The sequence below is a fragment of the Mesonia mobilis DSM 19841 genome (assembly GCF_000423405.1).
In the GTDB taxonomy this organism is placed as follows: Bacteria; Bacteroidota; Bacteroidia; order Flavobacteriales; family Flavobacteriaceae; genus Mesonia; species Mesonia mobilis.
In genome coordinates this window covers 338,831-362,086 of sequence record NZ_AUHX01000001.1, presented here as the reverse complement: position 1 = coordinate 362,086, position 23,256 = coordinate 338,831, and the positions used below count along the sequence as shown (strand labels likewise).

Here is a 23,256-nt window from a genome sequence, read left to right as displayed (position 1 = left end):
CATTTTTAAAGTTCTGTTAAATAAAAACGTTAGAATGCCGCGATCTTGTCTAATGTAAAGGTGATGAGCTGGTTAACAATTTCTTCCGGATTTTTACTAAATTCTCCTGTAATTCTGTTGGCTAAAATGGCATTGAGAGAAATAGCACGATGGCCTAACAGTCGAGACATACCGTAAATTCCGCTGGTTTCCATCTCGAGATTCGTGATCTTTTGTTTGTTGTATTTAAAATTAGAGAGCTTTTGCATAAAATGTTCATCTTGCAATTCGGCACGCAAAACTCGCCCTTGTGGAGCATAAAAACCAACATTGGTCGCGGTAATACCGGTTTTAATTTCTTCAAACGAAGAGAAATACTTCAGTAATTTTTTTGAACCTTTGATCACATACGGTCGGGCTTTAAAACTCGCCATCGCCAATTGCTGTAAAACTTCTGAAGCGATCTTGGTATCTTGTATGGTTTCACTTTTGTAAAAATGAAGCAAACTATCAAAACCAATAGCCGTTTCTGTAGCAATTAAGGAATTGATCGGAATATCTTTTTGTATAGCTCCCGAAGTCCCAATTCTTATAAAGTTTAATTTTTTAAGCGCTGTTTTTACTTCTCGCGTTTTCAGGTCGATATTGGCAAGAGCATCTAATTCATTAAAAACAATATCGATATTATCGGTACCAATTCCTGTGGAAATGACAGTAATTCGTTTTCCTTTGTAACTTCCGGTTTGGGTATGAAATTCTCGTTTACTAACTTTTACTTCGATCTCATCAAAGTGTTTTGTTACTTTTTCCACACGCTCAGGATCGCCAACGGTAATAATGGTATCGGCAATTTGATGGGGAAGTAGATGAAGGTGATAAATACTACCGTCTTCATTTAACACAAGTTCAGATTCCTTAATAGGCATGGTTATAATTTTAATAAGTGATGCGATTCGTCATCATAGAGAAAGTCGTATTTTTTTGCTCCACCATAATACAAATCGTCTTTGAGTTCTTGGTAGAAATTCTGCGATTTATTTAAAGCCATTTTGCCTTCTTCGGTCAGGGTATATTTATGATTATCGAAATACATAAATGACTTTAAATTATCGATTATACGTAGCATTTGGGAGTCGCCATACCCATAATAACCTTGATATTCTAATGAATAACCTAAAAGCTGATTGTGACTGGTAATGGTATGTGAAACGATTAGTTTTAACAGATTAGCTTCTAATGAGTTTAATCCTGATTTCACATTCGGAAAACGCTCAATATGAGCTCGCAAACAACTCGATAAATACTCGAAATTTGAGTTTTTCTTGATCTCTGGTTTTAAGCGAAGCGGATTATTACCGCAGTAAAGTTTCCACACTAATTCTGCGAGTTCGAGATCATCTTCATTCAGTAAAATTTTATGGTTGAAGTGATTCAGCAGTTCTTTTTGTGTAAGTTGCGATAAACCCTGAAGCTTTTTTTCACCTTTTAAGCGTTTGCTACAAACTAAGTAAATAGGCTTTTGAATATTGAGCTGAAATAAATACGAAATGGCCGCCACCATATTAATATGGCAAAATAAATCGAACTCAAACCAAAGGATAATTTCATCATAATCTTCGGCTTGAGCTAGTTTTTTTAATTGCGAAACAAATTTCACTTCATAATCTTCAGGCGGAATTTGGTAGAATTTCTCTAAAAAAGATTGTCGTGCTTTAATAAATTCTTCACAACCAATCTCTTGTACAGTTTCACCTTCACAGAGCATTTCTCGCCAAACAACCACTTCTCCGGGAAGATTGAGCTGACTCATTTTCTCGGTAAGGCTATCGCCATTGGTAATATGAAGCATATTATTCGCCATAGATTATCCGCCAACGCGTTTTACTTGAAAGCCTTTATCTTGCAGCATTTCCATGATTTGCGGACGATAATCTCCCTGAATGATAATTTTCTCGTTTTTAAAACTACCGCCAACGCCTAAAGTGGTTTTGATCTCTTTGGCTAGTTTTTTAAAATCTTCATCGGCACCGGTATAACCTTCAATAATCGTGATGGGCTTCCCTTTACGCTTTTCGTATTTACAAATCAAAGGATCGTCTTGTAGCCAAAGATTGTCTTGAACATTATCTTCTTGCGGAGTTTCTTCTGGCTCGTGATCGGGAAACAGATTTTTAAGCTGGTCTTGTAAATCCATTAGATTACTTGTCTTCTTTAATTAATCCAATTTCCACTAAACGCTGGTGTAAAAATTCTCCTGCGGTAATATCTTCATATTGTTTTGGATGATGTTCATCGATACATTCGTCTAAACAATCTAAACGCATATCACTTCGCGGATGCATAAAAAATGGAATAGAGTAGCGAGGTTCACCCCATTGTTCTTTTGGTGGATTCACCACGCGGTGAATGGTTGAACGTAATTTATTATTGGTGTGACGCTCTAACATATCACCCACATTAATCACCAATTCGTCTTCTGCAGGTTTCGCATCGATCCACTCGCCATCTTTTCTTAAGACTTGAAGTCCGCCGGTAGAAGCTCCCATTAATAGCGTAATCAAGTTAATATCTCCGTGTGCACCGGCTCTTACCGCACCTTTTGGTTCTTCGGTAATTGGCGGGTAATGTATAGGTCTTAAGATACTGTTTCCGTTGCTTGCCCAATGATCAAAATAATGCTCTTCTAAACCAATGTAAATTGCTAAAGCACGCAGCACATAAATCCCGGTTTTTTCAAGCATTCGGTAAGCTTCCATCCCGGTAGGATTAAAGTCTTTTAATTCTTCCACCTGAACGTTAGCAGGATAATCTTCTTTTAAATTGGCATCTTCATCAGGTTCTTGCCCAAAATGCCAAAATTCTTTTAAATCTCCTTCTTTTTTTCCTTTGGCATGTTCTTTTCCAAAAGAGATGTAACCACGCTGTCCGCCAAGCCCTTCGATTTCGTATTTCTGTTTTACTTCTACCGGTAAATCAAAAAAAGCTTTTACTTCTTTATAAAGTTCTTCGACTAGATCGTCACTTAAAAAGTGGTTTTTTAAAGAAACAAACCCGATCTCTTCGTAGGCTTTACCAATTTCGTTGACAAATTTTTCTTTACGCTTAGGATCTTCAGAAATAAAATCGGCAAGATCTACGCTAGGTATATTATTAATAGACATATGTATTGTTTTGGAATAAAACAAAGCTAAGGAATTTCTTTAATTTTTAATAGTAAGGTTTTGCTAATATTCTTTTAAATAGGCTTCTTAACTAAAATAGTCTGAATTTTATTAGGCTGAATGATGAAATATTATAATTTTGATAAAAAACATTTCTAATATTTATGAAATCGGTAACTACCGCAGAAACAAGTTTATTCAATTTTGCTCAATTTGAAACTTCAAAAGAGGTACAATTAAGTCTGTACAAGCGCCTTTTAAAACCCCGTTTAATTGAAGAAAAAATGCTAGTGCTGCTTCGACAGGGTAAAATCTCGAAATGGTTTAGCGGTATTGGGCAAGAAGCGATTTCTGTAGGAGTAACTTCTGCTTTAGAAAAAGAAGAATACATCTTACCGATGCACCGAAATTTGGGGGTATTTACCACCAGAGAAATTCCGTTACATCGGTTATTTTCACAATGGCAAGGTAAAAAGAGTGGTTTTACCAAAGGGCGAGACCGTAGTTTTCATTTTGGTACGCAAGAATTCAAAATCGTAGGAATGATCTCGCATTTGGGTCCGCAATTAGGTGTGGCCGATGGGATTGCGTTGGCTCATAAATTAAGAAATGAAAAGAAAGTAACTGCTGTATTTTCCGGAGAAGGCGGTACCAGTGAAGGAGATTTTCACGAAGCCCTCAATATTGCTTCCGTTTGGCAATTACCGGTTTTATTCTGTATTGAAAATAATGGTTACGGACTTTCAACGCCCACCAACGAACAGTATTTCTGCGAGCATATTGCCGATCGCGGAAAAGGTTACGGGATGGAAGCACATATCATCGATGGTAATAATATTTTAGAAGTTTACCAAAAAGTAAACGAGATCGCCATTAGCCTTCGTAAAAACCCAAGACCGGTACTTCTTGAGTTTAAAACCTTTAGAATGCGCGGTCACGAAGAGGCGAGTGGTACCAAATATGTTCCGCAGGAATTAATGGATACTTGGGAGAAAAAAGATCCGGTTACTAATTTTCAGCAGTATTTATTAGAACAGGGAACCCTAACCGAAGAACAAGATACACAATTTAGAAAAGCCATAAAAAAAGAGATCAACGAACATCTAAAATTAGCCAATGCTGAAGAGCCGATAAACTCTACGGTAGAAGAGGAGTTAAATGATGTGTATGCGCCTTTTCAATTTACCGAAACAAAACCTACTTCCGCTAAAAAAGAAATTCGATTGATCGATGCCATTTCGGAAGGATTACGTCAATCTTTAGAAAAGTACGATGAGTTAGTGGTGATGGGACAAGACATCGCCGATTATGGCGGGGTTTTTAAAATTACCGAAGGTTTTGTAGAAAAATTCGGGAAAGATCGAATTCGCAACACACCGATTTGTGAATCCGGAATAGTTGCTGCTGCTATGGGACTTTCTATGAATAAGATGAAAGCAGTCGTCGAGATGCAATTCGGCGATTTTGTTTCTAGCGGATTTAATCCTATCGTGAACTACCTCGCAAAAATAAATTACAGATGGAATCAAAATGCCGATGTCGTGGTAAGAATGCCTTGTGGAGCAGGAGTTGGTGCCGGACCGTTTCACAGCCAAACCAATGAAGCCTGGTTCACTAAAACTCCCGGTTTAAAAGTAGTTTATCCTGCTTTTCCTCAGGATGCGAAAGGTTTATTAACCGCTTCCATCGAAGACCCGAATCCTGTGCTTTTTTTTGAGCATAAAGCTTTATATAGAAGTATTCGTCAAGAAGTTTCAGAAGATTATTTTACAATTCCATTAGGTAAAGCTGCTCATTTAAAAGAGGGTAATTCGGTAAGTATCATTACCTATGGCGCCGGGGTTCATTGGGCGCTAGATCATTTAGCTTCAAATGCAGAAATCGATGCCGATCTGATCGATCTACGAACTCTTCAACCTTTAGATGAAGAAGCTATTTTCAATTCAGTAAAACGTACCGGTAAAGTATTGTTATTGCAAGAAGATTCGATGTTTGGCGGAATCATGTCTGATATCTCTGCGCTTATTGCAGAGCATTGTTTTGAAGACTTAGATGCACCGATCAAACGTGTAGCTAGTTTGCCAACACCAATTCCTTTCGCAGCGAATTTGGAAGAGAAATATTTGGCTAAACATCGCTTAGCGACTAGCTTAGAAGAACTTTTAGCCTATTAATTCTTAGGCAAACTTTAACAATTTATAGTTAAACATTCTTAATATTCATCCAAAAAAACGAGGCTGAATTTAAATTTGATGGAAATCATTTGAACAAAGTTGATAACCAATCATTTTTAAATTATGAAAAAAATCTTTTCTGTAGTTGCGGTCTGCTTATTATTAGTAGCCTGTGGAACTACCAAAATCGAACGACAAGCCGAGCGAACCTTTTCGGGAGATTGGACGCTTACGAATATTACTTACCCTAATAATTCAGGATTTGTAGATGTTACTTTATTTCAAGACGCTTCTGCTAACTGTTTTAGAAACTCTTCGTGGAATTTTGTGAACAATAATAATAAAGGAACTTACACCCTTTCAGGCGCCGATTGTATGAGCGGAACGAGAAATTTTGCTTGGGCGGTTCAGGAAGAAACGCCGGATAGTGGTTTGTACGATTTTACATTAAAGCCAATTGCTGAAGGGGAAAATGCTCGAAAAATAAATACCGGTTTTCGCCTAAATCTAGTTTCTCTTACCGAAACCAATATGGTTTGGGAACAAACGGTTTCTTATGAAGGTCAGCCTTTTAAAATACGTATGAGTTTTATAAAGTCTAATTATTAATTCAACTAAAAAATAGATTATGAAAAAAATTGCAAATAAATCGTTAGTAGTCGTGATGGCATTATCACTACTTTTTTACAGTTGTGATGCCGTTAAAAATGCGAATAACACCCAAAAAGGCGGAGCTATTGGTGCTACCGGTGGTGCTGTAATTGGTGGAGTTATTGGTAACAATGTTGGCGATGGTGATAATACCGCTTTAGGCGCTATTATTGGTGGAGTAGTTGGTGGTGCTGCCGGAGCTTACATCGGGAACCGCATGGATAAACAAGCGAAAGAAATTGAACAAGAAATTCCTGGTGCTGAAGTAACCAGAGTAGGTGAGGGAATTAGCGTAACTTTTGATGAAAATAGTGGAGTTTATTTTGCGACTAATAAATCTAACATCAATGCAAAATCTCAAGAAACTTTAGATAAATTAGTAGGTATTTTTAAAGAATATCCCAACACCAATGTATTGGTAGAAGGACATACCGATAACACGGGGGCCGATGCTTACAATATGACTCTTTCTAAAGAAAGAGCACAATCGGTAACCAGTTATTTAACCGGTCACGGATTAGCTAGCGGAAGATTTACCACCAAATGGTATGGAGAAACCCAACCAAAATATGATAATTCTACAGCAGAAGGAAGAGCAAAAAACAGAAGAGTAGAGTTAGCGATTGTGGCGAATGAAGAAATGAAAGAAGAAGCAGCACAACAAACTAATTAATCTACAAAATAGAAGCTATAAAAAAAGCCGCTGAAATTTCAGCGGCTTTTTTTTGTGGTTATGATTTTAATGATGCGTTTGCATCTTTTCTTTCTTTTTCTGTAACTGAGTTTTTAATTCAGAAATCGTTTTACTAACGGCCATATCAAAATTTTCTTCGTTGGCAGAAGCAAAAATTCGAGGACCGGGAACACTTAACTGGATTTCAGCAATTCTTCCTTTATCTTTCGATGTTGAATTTTCGGTTTTATAAAATACTTCGGCGCTAACAATAAAGTCAAAACGCTCTTTTAATTTATCAAGTTTTTCTTTTGTAAACTCTTCTAATCTTTCGCTCGCACTTACGTGAACGTAGTTAAAATTTGTATCCATAGTTAATTGTTTTAATTCATCTTAAAGATACGATTTCACTGGAGTTAATCCTATTTTTTTAATACCGATTTAGCAAGTTTTTCCTATAAACTTCAACAAGCCTAAAAACTTGTTAAACATCAATTAATTACCTTCTATATTCTTTAAATTAAGGGATAAAAAAATTAATTAAAAGAAAAAACTAACATGGCAGCACTCAACGTTACCCAAAAACTTATTAACGATCATTTAATTGAAGGAGAACTTGTTCCCGGCAAAGAAATCGGGATCAAAATAGACCAAGCTTTATTACAGGATGCCACCGGTACTTTGGTTCAGTTAGAACTAGAAGCGATGAGTTTAGATCGCGCAAAAACAGAAGTCGCCGTTCAATATGTAGATCATAACTTACTGCAAACCGATTTTAAAAATGCCGACGACCATTTATTTTTAAAATCTGCAGCTCAGCGCTTCGGATTATGGTTTAGTCGTCCCGGTAATGGGGTAAGTCACCCCGTTCATATGGAGCGTTTCGGGAAACCCGGCAAAACTTTAGTCGGCTCCGATAGTCACAGTTGTGCTGCCGGTTCTTTAGGAATGTTGGCCATTGGTACGGGAGGTTTAGATGTTGCCGCAGCGATTGCCGGCCAGCCTTATTATGTAAAAATGCCTCAAGTAATGGGCGTAAAGCTTACCGGTAAACTTCCGGATTGGGTAAGTGCTAAAGATATTATTTTAGAAATGCTTCGACGTCACGATGTAAAAGGCGGCGTGGGTAAAATTATCGAATATTATGGCGATGGTTTAAAACATTTAAGTGCGATGGACCGTCACGTGATCGCTAATATGGGCGCAGAATTGGGAGCGACCACCACTGTTTTCCCAAGTGATGAAGAGACCAAACGCTTTTTAAAATCACAAACTCGAGAAGAGGATTGGAAAGAACTAAAAGCCGATGAAGGTTGCGAGTACGATCTCCACGATGAAATTGTATTGGATGAGTTGGTTCCCTTAATCGCTTTACCTACAAGCCCCGGTAATGTCGTACCAGTGAGTGAAGTTGCGGGTAAAGAAATAAGTCAGTGTGTGATTGGTTCTTCTGCCAATCCGGGCTTACGTGATTTTTGGATTGCCGGAGAGATCGTAAAAGGAAAAGCCGTTCACGCGGAAGTAAGTTTAGACATTAATCCTACTTCTCGACAGATCATTCAAAATATGATCGACATCAAAACCTTCGGAAATTTAATCACTGCCGGAGGTCGTTTTCACCAAAGTGGTTGTATGGGTTGTATTGGTATGGGGCAAGCGCCGGCTAGCGGAACGATTAGTCTAAGAACGATGCCAAGAAACTTCCCCGATCGTAGTGGTACCAAAGACGACCAAGTTCATTTATGTAGTCCCGAAACTGCGGCAGCTTCCGCTTTAACCGGAAAAATTACCGATCCGAGAGATATGGAAAAATTATATGATATGAAATATCCGGAATATGTAGATCCTGAAATTCATATCATCAATACTGAAATGTTGGTTGGTCCCGTAGAAGATAATGAAAGTGTAGAATTACAGAAAGGACCTAATATTAAGTCGCTTCCGCATATTGAAGAATTAAAAGATAATGCTGAAGTTCCGGTCTTATTAAAAATGGGCGATAACATTTCAACCGATGAAATTTTAAAAGCGGGAGCAGAGGTATTGCCCTTCAGAAGTAATTTACCCGAAATTAGTAAATATGCGTTTACGGTAATCGATGAGACTTATTACGATCGTGCGATGGAAACCAAAGATCAATTTGGCGGACATATAGTTGTAGCTGCGGAAAATTATGCGCAGGGATCGAGTAGGGAACACGCTGCGATTGCACCAAAATATTTAGGACAAGTGGCAGTAATTGCGAAAAGTTATGCCAGAATCGCTTGGCAAAATTTGGTGAATTTCGGGATCCTTCCGTTAGAATTTGAAAATAATAAAGATTATGAAAAATTTGAACAAGGCGATACGATCAAATTGTCAAATCTTAGAGAAGCCGTAAAAAATAAAGAAACGATCGAAGTTCAAATTGTAAAAGAAAACGGAGATCAAATAAGCGTTCCTACCAAACATTCGATGAGTGACCGACAAATTAGAGTCTTATTAAAAGGAGGAATCATCAACGATTTTAAAGAGAAGCTGAATTAATTCATTTCAATTCAAAAACAAAAAAGCCTGAATACTTAAGTATTCAGGCTTTTTTTAATTTCAGTTTTAAAATTTTACGGCTGCGGAATTTCTCCGGTATCGGTATCAAAAAGTGATTTTAAATCGTTAGATTGTTTTACTTGTATGGCTCGGTTACCACGAATACCAATAGGAAATACAAGCGTTTCCGGATTTTTTTCTAAAACTTTGATCGCATCATTTTCATCTAATTCCACATGCTTTTCTCCGTAAATTTCTTTAAAAATCGGGTGATCCTGATCAATCAATTGATCTACGGTAACTCCTAGTAATTCTGCCACTTCAGCCCATTCTGTTCCCGTTAAATTTGATTGTAATAAATCTACCGGAAGCACTTTTAATTTAGAAGATTCTGCATGGGCTCTTACTTTTTTACCGAGCTCGCTTTTAGAATCATAATATACGGTGAGTTGTCTTTGGTTTTTAGCTAGTACTGACATAATTTTCTTTTTTTATTAGCATTTACTTTAAAGTACGCGTAATCTAAGCGATTAGAAAAGTTTTTATCATTTTTTTAGCAAGTTGAATGATCTCTGGAAAAAAGTAGTATTCAGAAGCAATTATAAATGTAACTTTGCGGCAAGAAAATAAAACTCATGAGTACGTTTCAGCAATTAGGCATTCGTCAAGATTTAATTAAAGGTTTAAAAGAATTAGGGATCGTTAATCCTACTGAAATTCAAGAAGAAACCATTCCGCAACTTTTAGCAACATCGACCGATTTTATTGGTTTAGCGCCAACAGGAACCGGAAAAACCGCAGCTTACGGTTTGCCAATTCTTCAGGATATTGAAATTGAAAATCAAGTAATTCAGGCGTTAATTTTAGCACCAACTCGAGAATTAGCGCAACAGATTAAAAAGCAGCTTTTTAAATTTACCAAATACGTAGACGGAAAGATTTTTACCGAGGAAGTTTATGGTGGTGAAAAAATACAAATTCAGATCAATAACCTCAAGCGACCCACGCATATTGTGGTAGCGACACCGGGAAGATTGCTGGACTTGATCGAACGTGGCGCGTTAGACTTGAAGCACATTAAAACCTTAGTCTTAGATGAAGCCGATGAAATGTTGAGCATGGGCTTTAAAGAAGATCTCGATAAGATTCTGAAATATACCGGAACTAAGAAAAATACGTGGTTATTCTCCGCCACTATGCCTGCTGAATTAAATCAGTTAGTCAAAAAATATATGTCTTCAAAAGCGATTCGTATCGAACCGAATGCGAATCAGGTTAACAAAAATATCACGCATCAATATATTCAGGTTGCTAGACAAGATAAAGATGATGTGTTGATAGGTTTATTGGATGAGCGCGGACAAGAACGCGGAATTATCTTTACCCGAACCAAAGCCGGAGCTCAAAAACTAACCAAAAGTTTAAAAGAAGAAGGCTTTTCGGTAGATGCCTTGGAAGGAAATATGCAGCAACGCGATCGAGAAAAAGTGATGCGTGCTTTTAAAAAAGGAACATTGCAATACTTAGTTTCTACCGATGTTTCTGCTCGTGGGATCGATGTCAATAACCTAGCTTTTGTGATTCATTATCAATTACCGGAAAGTTTAGCTTATTACACCCACCGAAGTGGTAGAACTGCTCGTGGAGGGAATTCGGGAATTTCGTTAGCACTCATTTTACCACACGAATTGCCGCAGTTAAAAGAAATTGAACAATCTTTGGATATTAAATTTAAGGAGCGAGTGAGGTAATTTCTCCCTTCTTTATAAACTTATAATAAAAAAGGTGCTTTGAGAAAAGCACCTTTTTTTATTTCTGGTTAGTTAGCTAAGATCATTATTAAGATTCTAACATCGCTAAAAACTTATCTAAATTAGGTAAAATCAAAATACGAGTTCTTCTGTTTTTTTCTCTTCCTTCAGCAGTTTCATTATCATCTAAGGGCATATAACTACTACGACCGGAAGCGATCAATTGCTTACCCTCAACACCGTATTTATCTTGTAATACTCTAACGATCGAAGTCGCACGACGCACACTTAAATCCCAGTTATCTTCTAAATAAGAATCTTCAACAATGGTTTGATCGTCGGTATGACCTTCTACCAAGACTTCCATCGAAGGTTCAGACTTTACTACTTTAGCGATTTTTTCTAATAACTTGTTCGCTTTAGGATTTACCCAATAACTACCACTTTTAAATAATAGTTCATCAGAAATGGTAATTTGTACTACGGTTTCTTCCACATTAATATCGATCCCGTCATCTTCCCCTTCATTTAACGACTTGGTTAAATTGTAAGAAACGGCCACATCAATAGAATCGCTTAAGGTTTTAGCATCTTTCAGCTTTTCAGGATCTACTTTAGCTAAAGTTTTGCGCATCGCTTCTTTAGATTTGGTAGACATCGCCGCAATATTATCGACCATTTCTAGCTTGTTATCATTTTCTTCTTGTAACGAATTAATTTTAGCGTAATAATTGGAGACTCTTTCTTGTACTTGCGCGTACTTTTCTTCACAGTCTTCTTTGTCTACTCTTGTCTTCATTAACTCGCTCTGGGTGTTGTCGAGCTGGGTTTCTAATTCTGTATATTTCTTTTTAGAAACACAGGAGCCTAATAGAAGGCTTAAAGAAACTGCAGAAAGCATCATTACTTTTTTCATAATTTGAATATTTATCGGTTCGTATCAACGAAATAATGGCTTTTGATTCTTAAAATATCTTTCTGAAAACTTATAATTCTGTTAAAAAAGACCTGTAGAAAATTTACACAAGTCTTGTGAAAGCTTATTTTTGGTAAGATTATTGATTTTAAAATGAAAATATTATCTTAAAATGAGTAATTTAGACTTAGATTAATACGGATATGAAAAACTTAATTTTATTATTATTTAGCCTTTTAGGCGTTTCAGCCTTTGCGCAACTTGATAGCCCGAACACCGTTACCGGCGGAAATACCTTGAGTACGCCTAATCAATTAAATTCGACCACTCGAAGTGCTCCAAGTTTAAGTAAAAAGAACAATAACTTTTACCGTAGGCCACAAACGGCACGTTTAGAGCAAAAGGAAGAGAAAATCGATATCACCGAAAATGAAGGTTTTATCGATCCTGAAATTGATTTTGATCCTAAATACTTAAAGCAAGAACCGGAGAAGGAGATGAGCGATAAGTTTAAACAAAACCAGTATTTAGGAGATTTTAAAACCAAGAGCGGACAAATAAAAATTATCTGTCGTGATCATCAAGCGGTGGATGGCGATATGGTAAGAGTTTATAAAGATGGGGAAGTAGTGGTCGACAAAATTTACCTGGAAGGGCAGTACAAAACGGTTTACTTAGAACTTAAAGAGGGGTTTAATAAAATTGAAATCGAAGCTTTAAACCAAGGACAATCGGGACCCAATACTGCAGAATTTAAAGTCTTAGATGAAAGCGGAAGAATTATCAATTCCAATATCTGGAATTTAGCAACCGGCTATAAAGCTTCATTTATTGTTGTAAAAACAGAATAAGCTTATTCTACTTGAAGATTACGATTCCACCGAAACGACGAATAGAGTTCGGTTTTTTCAACTTCAAAATTTTCAGCTTGGCGATGGTAAACCAAAATACTATCGCCAATTTTATACCTCCCGGAGCCATTTACCATATCGACAAAAAACTTTTTAGTAAGCGTATCTTCTTTTGAGACAAAGTTGATCGTGTAGGTAATTTTATTGTACTTAAGGGCAGAAGGCGCTATTTCTTTATGAATGATCAAGGCTTTGCTCTTTACCGCAGGTGGTTGGGGTTCACAACTGAATGCGCTAAGTATACCACCAGCTACTAACCAATATTTGAAACCAAAACATCGCAAAATATTCATCAAAGTATTGAAATTAAAGGAATTAAACTAAATTGAAATAGTAAAGCACAAAAATACTATTTTTAAGAAGTTATGCTAAAACTGACTGAAAATTGCAGCGATCTTTAATCATAATGCTTATTTTAAATGAAAAAATGAAAAAGCAAATTCAAGATATTATGCTAGTGGCAACGGGTTTTGTAGTACTGGTAATGCTGAGTTGTAAAACCAGTCAATCCCTGCCAGAACAACAGCGCAACGCTCAAGAAATTGAACAATATTTACAAAATTCATCTTTTGAAATTGAGCATCGCTGGATGCAACCTTTAAGAGCTAATCAAATTTCGTTAATCGGAAATCCTAATTATGTACGCATGTATTCAAAAGATAGCCTAAGTATATTTTTACCATATTTCGGAGTTCGTCAATTTAGCGGAGGTTATGGAAGCGCCAGTGGAATTGAATTTACCGGCAAACCAAAAGAACTGCAAATGACCGAAGACAAAAAAGGAAATCAGATCATCACGTTTAGCGGCACACAGCAAACGGAAGCTTACGATTTTAAAATTACCGTTTATCCCAATAAAAACGTGCAGACTTTTGTAAGAAGTAATCAGCGGGATAACATTAGTTACGATGGACGCATACAAAAATTAGATACTATTAAATAATGAGAAAGGAGTTAGGAATGAATTTTACTTACTTTCTAAAATATTCTATTTTACATAATATAAATTATAGAGCTATTTTAATCTATGAGTAAAATGGCGAATACAGCGTATTTAACATAATTGTAGATATAACTAACACGTCAGTTTTTATATCGTCAACAATTATGTTATAGCCGTTTACAACCTGAATTTAAGCTATAATTAGACGCTATTTAAAATTGCCGCATACTTAGCAACATCTCCAGATGTTCTATATCGTCAGCATTTATGTAATAACCGTTTTACGGAACATTAAACTCATTCTTCTCAAATGCAATTTACTTTTTCATCTAATAAAATAGATACGTTACTCTGTAGGTTGTGAATTTGTAAACTGATTTAACTGATCTCGCTTAAATACTAACGTTCGATGTGGAAATGGAATTTCTACGCCTTCCGCATCAAATCGCTTTTTTATGCTTTCATAAAGTTCACATTTCATCACAAATGCTGAAGCAAAATCCCAGGCCCATGCCCAAGCACGAATCGTCACTGAAGAATCCCCTAAATTAGTCACTCGAACCACGACTAACGGAACGCCATTTTTAAGTTCTTGCGGACTACGATTATCAAAAATATTGGGATGGTTTTCGCATTCTTCTTTCATAATACGTTTGGCAAGATCGATATCACTGTTGTAAGAAATTCCTACTTCGATCCACTGACAGATCTTTTTTTCCTCTAAATCATAATTCGTAACCTTCTCCTTGTTAATAATCGCATTGGGGATCACAATCATTTTGTTTTGATAGTTACGAATTACCGTATGCCGAAGAGTAATATCGGTAACTGTTCCTACTAAAGTATCTGTAATTTTAATCACATTTCCCACCCGAAATGGCTTAAATGAAATGATAAATATACCTCCTATAATATTTGCTAAAGCTTCTTGAGAAGCAATCCCAATCACCACGGCCAAAATACCTGCACCTCCAAGTGCCGTCTGTGCCACCCCTCGCAAAGCAGGAAAAGCTAAGGTCGCAAGGATCGCTCCAAAAAAATAAATGCCAAACACACTTAAATAACGTAAAAACTTATAACTGGTGGGATCGCCTTCTGAAGCGATCGTACGCTTGATGATTCTTGAAAATATAGTTTCTACGATACTTGCCCCAATAATCGTAAATACTAAAACAAAACCAACATAGATGATAAGTTCGATATTCCTGGTGGCAACCGCATACTTATCTTTAGAAATAAATATAAAACTTAATGCCGCTAAGCCCAGTATAATCCATAAGGTGTTGAGTATACGCTTAACAAGTTTTATGGTAGTAGGTTTCTCGTTCGGATATTTTTTTAAAGCTTTTTTTATCAACCACCTGTATAGGAATTTAGTAGAAATTAAAAGTAAAAAAACAATACCTATTACTATCATAGCATATATAATGGCATCGCTATACGTATTCCAGAATTTGGTTATCATATCAAGTATCTTATCAAAAAGGAGCTATATTTCTAAAATGAATGTTATTATTCAACTAGGCTTTAAACACCAAAATTACACCTCACAAATTTAAGAAATTAATTAAATTTTAAACGCTCATCAAAGCCTAACCAACCAGTAAGATGGATGTAAATAAATTGAATGCTATCGAGAAGTTTTTAGTGAACAGTAATCAGTTTTCAGCAAGCATTTTTTTTCTATTTTCAATCTTTATCTATATTCACCACTACCCACTACTTCAGTCTCTTCGAGTGGTTTTAAACGAGCGGCTAGCGAGGTTAAAATTGTATCGAGAAGTTTTTAGGGAACAGTAATCAGTTTTTTTCTATTTCAATCTTTATCTATACTCACCACTCACGAACTCACCACAATTCTATTATTTCTAATTCCAAGTCTAATGTCTATACTCTATGATCTAAGTTCTATCTCCCAACTACCTACTACGTACTTCCAACTCCCTACTTCCAACTCCCTACTTCCAACTCCCTACTTCCAACTCCCTACTTCCTACTTCCTACTTCCTACAACCTACAATATACTCACCACTCACAGACTCAAAAACTCATCACTCTCAAGTCTAGGATCTATAATCTATCATCTAAACTCTCTTCCAACTCCCCACTCCCCACTTCCTACAACCTACAACCTACAACCTACAATATACTCCCCACTCCCTCAACTTTATAGGAAACTTAGCAAAAAAAACGTATCTTGTTCTATATAAGTAACTGTAAACAAGTAAAATGTAATAAAATCACAAGGTGATTATTTTAGGTGAGTCCAATATGAGTCTAAGGTGATCCTAAGGTGAGTACAGTTAAAATAGCATAAGGAATGGAGGCTTAACGGAAGTAATATTTAGAATACCACTATCAAATCAAACTTAGCAAGTATGGCTTATTTAGGAAAAAGTAATCGTCTGAAGGGAAGCTTAGGGAACCTGGTTTTTCGGGAACTTAACGGGAAAACCATTGTCCAACGTAAGCCTAAAAAAAATACGGTGAAGCAAACCCGCCCTACCCAACTGGCTGCTGTCGATTTTGGGAGCGCTTCGACCACGGCTAAGAAAATACGAATTGGTGTAAAAACTTATAGTCGAGACTTAGGCGATGCTCAATCTTTTTGTCGATTACGTACACGGGTACAATTAGCGGCTCGTACCGATAATTCGGCACCGAGTGGAGCGCGAAAACTTTGGGAGGGCAATCCAGCGCTATTGGAAGGTTTTGAGTATAACCTGCATAGTCCTTACGAGCGGTATGTACCGGGAATAGCTCCCGAACTAAGCCTAGTGAACCAACAATTACAAGTATCGGTAGAAGCTTTTTCGCCGAAACAAGCACTTACATGGCCTAAAGGAGCAAGTAAAGCAAAACTATGTTTTTGGATGGCCGTACACCGACCAAAAGACGATCTTTCGATACAGGAAGCATTGTTTTCTGTGGAAGTCACTTCCGATCAGGATGCTATTACTGAAAGCCATTTTACCAGTGAAACTATTTCCGAAAACTGCTGGGTTTTTCTCTGGACAGGGATCGTTTATTATAGCTATAACGCAGTTTTCGGTTGGGAAAGTATGAACCATAAAAAATTGCAACCGCTTCGTTTATGGAAAGTTCTTCAAGCTTAGCTTAAATGAACCCTCAGCTCTTGTAGATCACTTAGTAAATTTAGAATTTTAGGGAGGAATAGCCTCAAACGGACATAGAAATGCTTACTTTCGCCGAATGCCTTTTAAAAAACTACACCCCGAAATTAAAGCGAAGTTAGCGGAATTAGAAGTTGACGCGCCTACAAAACTTCAGCAAAAATGTATACCTGTGATCAAAAGTGGAATGAATACCTACTGTATAGCTCCTAAAAATGCAGGAAAAACAACTAGCCTTATCTTAACTACCTTACATCAATTAAAATGTGAAGCGGTTGGCGATGCACCAAGAGCGATTGTGCTGGTTGAAAATAAAGAAAAAGCTTTAGCTATATATGAGGAGTTTCTCACCTATACGCGCCATACGTCGGTAAGACCTTATGTTGCTCACGAAAAAATGCATATCGATCTACAAAAATCTGAGCTTTTAGAAGGCATCGATATTCTCATATCAACACCCAAAAACTTGAATAAATTGTTTTTACTCAACGGGGTGCATACTTCGCAACTCAAATTAGTTAGTATCGATGATGCCGAATTTTTATTTCAGCAAACAGATTATGCTGCGCTTTTATCGATTACGCAAAGTATTATTAAATGTCAATATGTGCTTTATGCAGAAGAAATGCACGCAAAACTACAACGCTTTGATAATTATTTTATGGAGTATTCTAAAAAAATAGTATTGAGTTAACTAATATATTTTCAGTTGTTTAATAATTTCATTTTGCCGTTATGATTCCTAAATTACATTATTTATCACAGGGGAACACTCCGCAAGAACACCTAGCTAATATTCAGAACGCTTGTACCTCTGGAGCAGAATTAGTGCTGTTACAACTTCAAGCATTAAAAGCTAAAAAACTGCTCCCTTTTGCAGAAGAAGCTCGTGAAATAACGGCTCATTTTCAAACACGACTTATTATACAAGATGATTACAAAATTGCAAAAACAATTAAAGCAGATGGCGTTCATTTTGAAAAGAATCCTTCTTCTTTTTCTACGATAAGGAAACATTTATATAGCTGGCAATTGATAGGTGCTACGGCTCATCACTTAGAAAAAGCTCAAAAACTCATACCACAAGAAATCGATTATCTGTATTTAGGTCCGTTTAAAAATTCAGTAGAAAACCCGACTACAAAAGCTTTAGGTATTTCAGGATTAACATTACTACAGGAAGCGTTAAACACAGCCACTCCACTATTGGCGTTTGGAGAAATTGATCTTCAGGAGGTAAAAGAAATTCTAACGACAGGTATTTCGGGCTTGGCGGTTGATGAAGCGATTACGAAAAATTTTAATTCCATTCGAGAATTTCATCGGTTACTAAAAGCTTCTTCTACGCAAGAACAGCGACATTCTTTTCAATAAACGATGTAAGCTTTTGCTCTGTAATTAAGTTGGATTTTACTTTTGGATCGTTTTTAAATACAACTGCTCTACTTTGGTTCTTGCCCAGTCCGTTTTACGTAAAAACTTCAGGCTCGATTTAATAGAAGGATTCGATTTAAAACAATTAATAGAAATATAATTGGCTAGTCCGTCCCAACCATATTCGTCGTGCAGGTAGTTAAGCATATCGGCAAGTTTTACGCCGTGTAAAGGATTATTGGGTTGTGTTTGACGCATCGGTTTTTTTTAGTTAGAAGAATTTGTGTTTTTGGTTTGAGAAAGGTGATATGCCAGTACTTTTTCTATCAGTTCCTCTTTACTCAACTGATGGAAAATTGTTTTTACATTGGCTTTCACTTCTTCTGAAATTTCTCGATTAGGTTTGGTTTTCAGCACTTTTTTAGCCCATAAAAGGGTGTTATGATCTTCGATACTTTGGGCATCTGCTTTTTGATAGCGGGTAAATTTAATGCCTAATGCTTCTTCAAAATTGGTAATTTCTTCAACCTCTTCTTCTTGTAAAATCGTTAAAGAAAATCCCTTCGCTCCTGCTCTGGCGGTTCTACCGGTTCGATGTACATAGGCCTCAAAAGTGTCGGGTAAATGATAATTCACCACATAGCCAAGCTCTTTTACATCAAGACCTCGAGCAGCTAAATCTGTGGCTACTAAAATTTGAAGATGACCTTCGCGAAACTGATTCATAACACGATCTCGAATCGCTTGCGTTAAACTCCCATGAAGAGCTCCCGATGAAAATTTATTGATCGCTAATTTTTTAGCTAGTTTATTAACGGCTGCTTTGGTTTTACAAAATATGATGCCTTGCCGGCCTTCTTGACGACTCAAAAAATGGAGTAATACTGCTAACTTTTCAATAGGTGTTACCACCACATATTGATGATCGATCGCCTGATGCCCTTTGGTGGCCATTTCAGCTTCGATATACAACACGTTATTTTTCAGGTTATTATGTATAAATTGCTGAAGAGCTCCAGTGGTTGTGGCCGTGAAAAGTAAGGTTCTGCGTTGTTGGGGAGTTGCTTTTAAAATATGACCGACTTCTTCTTTTAAACCGTTTAGCAGTTCATCGGCTTCATCTAAAACCAGGTAAGCGATATCTTTTAAACTTAATGCTCCTTTTTTGATGATATCTAACAACCTCCCCGGCGTGGCCACCAATAGTTGCGGATTGGTTTTTAATTCTTCTAATTGCGGTTTTATAGGTTTCCCTCCAAAAAGATCAACAATATTGATGTTCGAATTAGTTTGCGCAAAAGATGCTAATTGTTGAAGTATCTGCTGACCCAATTCTCGTGTAGGAACCAATACTAAACCTTGAACTTTCTTACTTTGATCGTCGATAAGCTGAAGTAAAGGTAGCGCAAAAGTAAGCGTTTTACCAGCTCCTGTTTTTGCCAAAACGACCACATCTTCCTGAGTAGTTAAAATTGCAGGAATAGCTTTTTCCTGTATTGCGGTAGGCATAGAAATATGGAGTTGGGCTAAAGACTCCAGCAGTGCATTTGAAACTCCTAAGGCCGAAAATGCTTTTGACATGGTGTATTTTCAGACAAAGATAAGCAGACTTTTAACGGTTTACTTCAACATTAACCATTATTAGATCATAATAAAATATATTATCTAGCCTTATGCGTTCGGGTAATCACATAACGAATAAGTAAACTTTGGTTCTTTTAATCTAAAAAAAATGAAATTTATCTAGTTAATGGAAGCCTAGGTTTCGATAAAGCACAAAAAAAAACCATCTAATTTTAGATGGTTTTTACTTCTTAAAATTAACCAATATATATTAGATAACTTTTACGTTTACTGCGTTTAAACCTCTGTTTCCTTCTTGTAAATCAAATTCTACCTCGTCTCCTTCGCGAACTTCATCAACTAGTCCAGAAATGTGCACAAAATGGTCTTTGTCTGCACCTTCTTCAGTGATAAATCCAAATCCTTTAGTCTCATTGAAGAATTTTACTGTTCCTTTGTTCATTGTAATGTAATTAAAATTATTATTTATAAAGGGACAAAGGTGAGATTAATAATTGGTTTTAACCCTAATTAATTTATTAATTTTCAATTAATTACAAACACTTCATTTTTAGATAGTTAAATTTAAATAAAAGGGTTTCTTACAATTGTTTAGAAAGATTTTTTTGTAAAAAACTGAAAATCAACCACCAAAAAGTACTGCTATTATAAATTTACTTCTTTTTATTTCGCTTATTATAATTTTTATCGCCACGAGTTTTAGGCTTTTTATATTTCTTTTTGACCTCGCGTCGGTAAGAACCTCCTAGATTTACTTTTTTATTTTTTTCTTTCTTTTCATGAAATGCCGGTCCCGGTACATCGTCGTCATTTTTTTTATGCTTGGTAAAGTCTTTTTCACGATGCTGTGGCCGTTCTTCGGGAGTTAATTCTGTCGAGATCGCTACTTCTTCCGGAATGGGTAATTGCGGGATTTGATAATCCATTAGCGTTTCGATGGCTTCTTTGGCTTCTTTTTCTTTTTCGGTATAAAAAAGAAGGGACCTCCCCTGCTCTTCTGCACGACCGGTTCTCCCGATGCGATGCATATAATTTTCTGGAAACTGAGGCGTGTCAAAATTGATCACGTGGGTAATTTTATCTAAATCTAAACCACGAGACATCACATCACTGGTCACTAAAATTCGAACATTTCCTTCATTAAAACTCTCGATCGAACGGAGTCTGTAATTCTGGGTTTTATTAGAATGGATCACCGCTACATCGTGCGCATAGCGCTCTTCTAATAAATTGAAAACCATATCTGCACTTTTCTTATTAGGCACAAACACCAAGACTTTTTGATACTGGTCTTTATCTTTTAATAGATGCTGAAGTAAATTGACTTTCGTATAAAAATTAGGAACCGCATAACACGTCTGCTTGATATTTTCTAAAGGCGTACCACTAACGGCTACCGAAATATTTTCAGGAGCTTTAAAAAAGTCTTGAATAAATAAATCAACATCATCGGTCATCGTGGCCGAAAACATGATATTTTGACGCCTTGGAGGTAAAATCTCTAAAATATTAGTCAGCTGAAAACGAAAACCTAAATCGAGCATCACATCGACTTCATCGATTACTAATTGCTTAATTTGCTTAAGTTGTAACGCTCTGCTTAACGTTAGATCGTATAACCTTCCGGGAGTGGCCACGACAATATCACAACCTTGGGCGACCAATTGATGATGTGTATTCATATTTACGCCTCCATAAACGGCAGCCACACGAACATTGATGTATTTCGCAAACTTATTGATCTCTTCTTCTACCTGAATTACCAATTCTCGGGTAGGCACCATGATCAAAACACGTGGGTGTTTTTGGGTTGAAAATTTTAAGTTTTGTAGAATAGGCAACATGTAAGCAAAGGTTTTACCGGTTCCCGTTTGGGCAATCCCTACCACATCTCTCCCACTCATAATCACCGGAAAAGATTTCGCCTGGATTGGTGTGGGCTTTTCAAAACCTAAATCTTCAATCGCATAATGCAATTGCTTATTAATCTTAAAATCTTCGAATGCTTCCATAGTTAGTTTCCTATTTGCTGCAAAAGTAACCTATTAATTAAGAATTAAAATTGATCTTTCTCGAATTTCATTTTAATAAAATACCAAAACAAATTTTTAATCCATATTATATGATTAAAAAATGCTGTCAATTCGAGTGAATTTCACGATTAAAATGAGTGAAATTTGTATCGAGAATAAGGCTTTTTGTGATCGTAATAGTTCTCGATACGATTTTTTTATCAAAAAATCACTCGAACAGACAATTTTGGAATAGGCTTAACTCAAAACAAAACACAAGTCAACTAAAAATGGCACAGCCCTCATCGAAAGAAAATTTATTTTTCAATTGAAAAATCCTGAGAATGATTTCATTTTAAAATTTATCATTTATATTTGACTATCAAACTAATAAACCACTTACAACGTTAGCATGGATACGATTACGGTTGAAACTTCTCTCAAAACCCCTATTCACCAGGTTTGGGAGTCTTGGACGAACCCTAAACACATTAAACAATGGAATTTCTTTTCACCCCAATGGAAATGCACCAACGTGGCGCAACAATTAGAACCTGGGGGCGAATTTTCTTATCGCATAGAAGCTAAAGATGGCAGTGAGCGTTTAGATTTTTCTGGAGTTTATGAGATCGTGATCCCTAAAGAAGAGATCGTTTACCTTTTAGACGACGGCCGCAAAGTAAGTATTCTTTTTTCTAGAGAAGATCATGAAACTTTCGTAAGTCAGACTTTTGACGCGGATGATGACCAAGACCTGGAAGATCAAGAAGAAGATTGGCAAGCGATTTTAGATAATTTTAAAAAGCATACCGAAGCTTATTTTAAATAATAACGCTACTGTCTTTTCTATAATTTTTGCCCAGCCTGATGCTAGAAGTTCAAACCCTCGAAACTCAACGCTTATTGTTGAAAGGGGTAACTCCGGCGATCATTCATCAATTATTTCAAAAATGTAGTAAAACTGAAATGATTTCTTTTTTCGGAACCGATGAATCGGGTTATCAACGCTATCATCTAATGCACGAAAAAGGCATGACCACGTATAACCAAAGCTTGTATTTTTGTGTGTTGGTCGATAAAGTTTCACAGCAAGCTATAGGAGAATGCGGATTTCATACATGGAATTTCACCCACCGGCGTGCCGAGTTATTCTATAATATTCACGAGCAAGCCAATCGCGGTAAAGGTTTGATGAAAGAAGCACTGGCCAAGATCATCGATTTTGGGTTTAAAGAACTTCAACTACATCGCATTCAAGCGCTGATCGCCGAATACAATACGGCTTCTCTTCGACTTCTACTTCACTATAATTTTACTAAAGAAGGCGTCTTGTGAGAAGATTATTGGGTGAACCAACTTCACGAAGATTCGGTTTGCTATTCGCTATTGGCCTCAGAATGGAAAAAGAACAATTATTTATAGGAAAGCGTTAAAATAGAAATTCTTTTTATAGTTTAGTCATTCATT

Annotated in this window: 25 protein-coding genes; 12 read left to right on the top strand and 13 right to left on the bottom strand. The window is 36.5% G+C overall.

What is annotated here, in order from left to right; translation table 11 throughout:
• Nucleotides 1-29: 29 nt before the first annotated feature.
• Genes G551_RS0101610 through G551_RS0101595 form a run of 4 tightly spaced genes read right to left on the bottom strand, consistent with a single transcriptional unit; the run spans nt 30 to nt 3,140 of the window.
• Nucleotides 30-905 (bottom strand): nucleoside phosphorylase, encoded by an 876-nt coding sequence (locus G551_RS0101610; RefSeq protein WP_027883923.1) that lies wholly within the window; start codon nt 903-905, stop codon nt 30-32.
• A gap of 2 nt (nt 906-907) precedes the next feature.
• Nucleotides 908-1,840: a DUF1835 domain-containing protein gene (locus G551_RS0101605; RefSeq protein WP_027883922.1), complete on the bottom strand. Its 933-nt coding sequence runs from the start codon at nt 1,838-1,840 to the stop codon at nt 908-910.
• Nucleotides 1,841-1,843: 3 nt separating this feature from the next.
• Nucleotides 1,844-2,173: a translation initiation factor gene (locus G551_RS0101600; protein WP_027883921.1), complete on the bottom strand. Its 330-nt coding sequence runs from the start codon at nt 2,171-2,173 to the stop codon at nt 1,844-1,846.
• A gap of 4 nt (nt 2,174-2,177) precedes the next feature.
• The gene (locus tag G551_RS0101595; RefSeq protein WP_027883920.1) at nt 2,178-3,140 is read right to left on the bottom strand and encodes an isopenicillin N synthase family dioxygenase; all 963 of its coding nucleotides are present in this window, start codon (nt 3,138-3,140) and stop codon (nt 2,178-2,180) included.
• Between the two features lie 164 nt (nt 3,141-3,304).
• Here G551_RS0101595 and G551_RS0101590 point away from each other — a divergent pair, with 164 nt between their 5' ends.
• From G551_RS0101590 to G551_RS0101580, 3 genes are all read left to right on the top strand, one after another.
• Complete coding sequence (locus tag G551_RS0101590; protein ID WP_036243082.1) at nt 3,305-5,314, top strand: alpha-ketoacid dehydrogenase subunit alpha/beta; 2,010 nt, start codon at nt 3,305-3,307, stop codon at nt 5,312-5,314.
• Nucleotides 5,315-5,437: 123 nt separating this feature from the next.
• Entirely contained in the window at nt 5,438-5,923 is a 486-nt protein-coding gene (locus G551_RS0101585; RefSeq protein WP_027883918.1) for a lipocalin family protein, read from the top strand.
• 19 nt (nt 5,924-5,942) lie between these two features.
• On the top strand, nt 5,943-6,638 hold the full coding sequence (locus G551_RS0101580; protein WP_027883917.1) for an OmpA family protein: 696 nt from the start codon (nt 5,943-5,945) through the stop codon (nt 6,636-6,638).
• A 66-nt stretch (nt 6,639-6,704) separates the two neighbouring features.
• On the opposite strand, the gene hpf is transcribed toward G551_RS0101580, so the two are convergent.
• Entirely contained in the window at nt 6,705-7,010 is a 306-nt protein-coding gene (gene hpf, locus G551_RS0101575) for a ribosome hibernation-promoting factor, HPF/YfiA family (protein WP_027883916.1), read from the bottom strand.
• A 186-nt stretch (nt 7,011-7,196) separates the two neighbouring features.
• On the opposite strand from hpf, the gene G551_RS0101570 reads away from it, so the two are divergent.
• Nucleotides 7,197-9,164, top strand: coding sequence for an aconitate hydratase (locus G551_RS0101570; protein ID WP_027883915.1), 1,968 nt, complete (start codon nt 7,197-7,199; stop codon nt 9,162-9,164).
• A 74-nt stretch (nt 9,165-9,238) separates the two neighbouring features.
• On the opposite strand, the gene G551_RS0101565 is transcribed toward G551_RS0101570, so the two are convergent.
• Complete coding sequence (locus G551_RS0101565) at nt 9,239-9,643, bottom strand: thioredoxin domain-containing protein (protein ID WP_036243080.1); 405 nt, start codon at nt 9,641-9,643, stop codon at nt 9,239-9,241.
• Nucleotides 9,644-9,799: 156 nt separating this feature from the next.
• Here G551_RS0101565 and G551_RS0101560 point away from each other — a divergent pair, with 156 nt between their 5' ends.
• Complete coding sequence (locus G551_RS0101560) at nt 9,800-10,915, top strand: DEAD/DEAH box helicase (protein WP_027883913.1); 1,116 nt, start codon at nt 9,800-9,802, stop codon at nt 10,913-10,915.
• Between the two features lie 88 nt (nt 10,916-11,003).
• Here the strand turns inward: G551_RS0101560 and G551_RS0101555 are convergent, their stop codons facing one another.
• Nucleotides 11,004-11,831, bottom strand: a complete 828-nt coding sequence (locus G551_RS0101555) for an OmpA/MotB family protein (RefSeq protein WP_027883912.1) — start codon at nt 11,829-11,831, stop codon at nt 11,004-11,006.
• Between the two features lie 203 nt (nt 11,832-12,034).
• On the opposite strand from G551_RS0101555, the gene G551_RS15220 reads away from it, so the two are divergent.
• Nucleotides 12,035-12,682, top strand: a complete 648-nt coding sequence (locus G551_RS15220; RefSeq protein WP_051191173.1) for a hypothetical protein — start codon at nt 12,035-12,037, stop codon at nt 12,680-12,682.
• A gap of 2 nt (nt 12,683-12,684) precedes the next feature.
• Here the strand turns inward: G551_RS15220 and G551_RS0101545 are convergent, their stop codons facing one another.
• Nucleotides 12,685-13,038, bottom strand: coding sequence for a hypothetical protein (locus G551_RS0101545; RefSeq protein ID WP_169558803.1), 354 nt, complete (start codon nt 13,036-13,038; stop codon nt 12,685-12,687).
• Between the two features lie 131 nt (nt 13,039-13,169).
• Here G551_RS0101545 and G551_RS16090 point away from each other — a divergent pair, with 131 nt between their 5' ends.
• Nucleotides 13,170-13,685 carry a DUF4251 domain-containing protein gene (locus tag G551_RS16090; protein ID WP_169558802.1) on the top strand — a complete coding sequence of 172 codons (516 nt, stop codon included), beginning with the start codon at nt 13,170-13,172 and terminating at the stop codon, nt 13,683-13,685.
• A gap of 346 nt (nt 13,686-14,031) precedes the next feature.
• Here the strand turns inward: G551_RS16090 and G551_RS15210 are convergent, their stop codons facing one another.
• A complete protein-coding gene (locus tag G551_RS15210) occupies nt 14,032-15,150 on the bottom strand; it encodes a mechanosensitive ion channel family protein (RefSeq protein ID WP_051191170.1) in 1,119 nt (372 codons plus the stop codon).
• A gap of 913 nt (nt 15,151-16,063) precedes the next feature.
• Here G551_RS15210 and G551_RS0101530 point away from each other — a divergent pair.
• The 3 genes from G551_RS0101530 to G551_RS0101520 all read left to right on the top strand — a co-directional run bounded on the left by G551_RS0101530 (nt 16,064) and on the right by G551_RS0101520 (nt 18,193).
• On the top strand, nt 16,064-16,801 hold the full coding sequence (locus G551_RS0101530; RefSeq protein WP_027883910.1) for a hypothetical protein: 738 nt from the start codon (nt 16,064-16,066) through the stop codon (nt 16,799-16,801).
• Nucleotides 16,802-16,898: 97 nt separating this feature from the next.
• Entirely contained in the window at nt 16,899-17,513 is a 615-nt protein-coding gene (locus tag G551_RS0101525; RefSeq protein ID WP_027883909.1) for a DEAD/DEAH box helicase, read from the top strand.
• A 41-nt stretch (nt 17,514-17,554) separates the two neighbouring features.
• The gene (locus tag G551_RS0101520; protein WP_027883908.1) at nt 17,555-18,193 is read left to right on the top strand and encodes a thiamine phosphate synthase; all 639 of its coding nucleotides are present in this window, start codon (nt 17,555-17,557) and stop codon (nt 18,191-18,193) included.
• Between the two features lie 36 nt (nt 18,194-18,229).
• Here the strand turns inward: G551_RS0101520 and G551_RS0101515 are convergent, their stop codons facing one another.
• From G551_RS0101515 to G551_RS0101500, 4 genes are all read right to left on the bottom strand, one after another.
• A complete protein-coding gene (locus tag G551_RS0101515; RefSeq protein WP_027883907.1) occupies nt 18,230-18,451 on the bottom strand; it encodes a VF530 family protein in 222 nt (73 codons plus the stop codon).
• Nucleotides 18,452-18,460: 9 nt separating this feature from the next.
• Nucleotides 18,461-19,774: a DEAD/DEAH box helicase gene (locus G551_RS0101510; protein WP_027883906.1), complete on the bottom strand. Its 1,314-nt coding sequence runs from the start codon at nt 19,772-19,774 to the stop codon at nt 18,461-18,463.
• Nucleotides 19,775-20,027: 253 nt separating this feature from the next.
• Nucleotides 20,028-20,219, bottom strand: coding sequence for a cold-shock protein (locus G551_RS0101505; protein WP_027883905.1), 192 nt, complete (start codon nt 20,217-20,219; stop codon nt 20,028-20,030).
• 211 nt (nt 20,220-20,430) lie between these two features.
• A complete protein-coding gene (locus tag G551_RS0101500) occupies nt 20,431-21,789 on the bottom strand; it encodes a DEAD/DEAH box helicase (RefSeq protein ID WP_027883904.1) in 1,359 nt (452 codons plus the stop codon).
• A gap of 412 nt (nt 21,790-22,201) precedes the next feature.
• On the opposite strand from G551_RS0101500, the gene G551_RS0101495 reads away from it, so the two are divergent.
• Nucleotides 22,202-22,618 carry an SRPBCC domain-containing protein gene (locus G551_RS0101495; RefSeq protein ID WP_027883903.1) on the top strand — a complete coding sequence of 139 codons (417 nt, stop codon included), beginning with the start codon at nt 22,202-22,204 and terminating at the stop codon, nt 22,616-22,618.
• Nucleotides 22,619-22,656: 38 nt separating this feature from the next.
• Entirely contained in the window at nt 22,657-23,124 is a 468-nt protein-coding gene (locus G551_RS15205; RefSeq protein ID WP_051191168.1) for a GNAT family N-acetyltransferase, read from the top strand.
• Nucleotides 23,125-23,256: the final 132 nt, after the last annotated feature.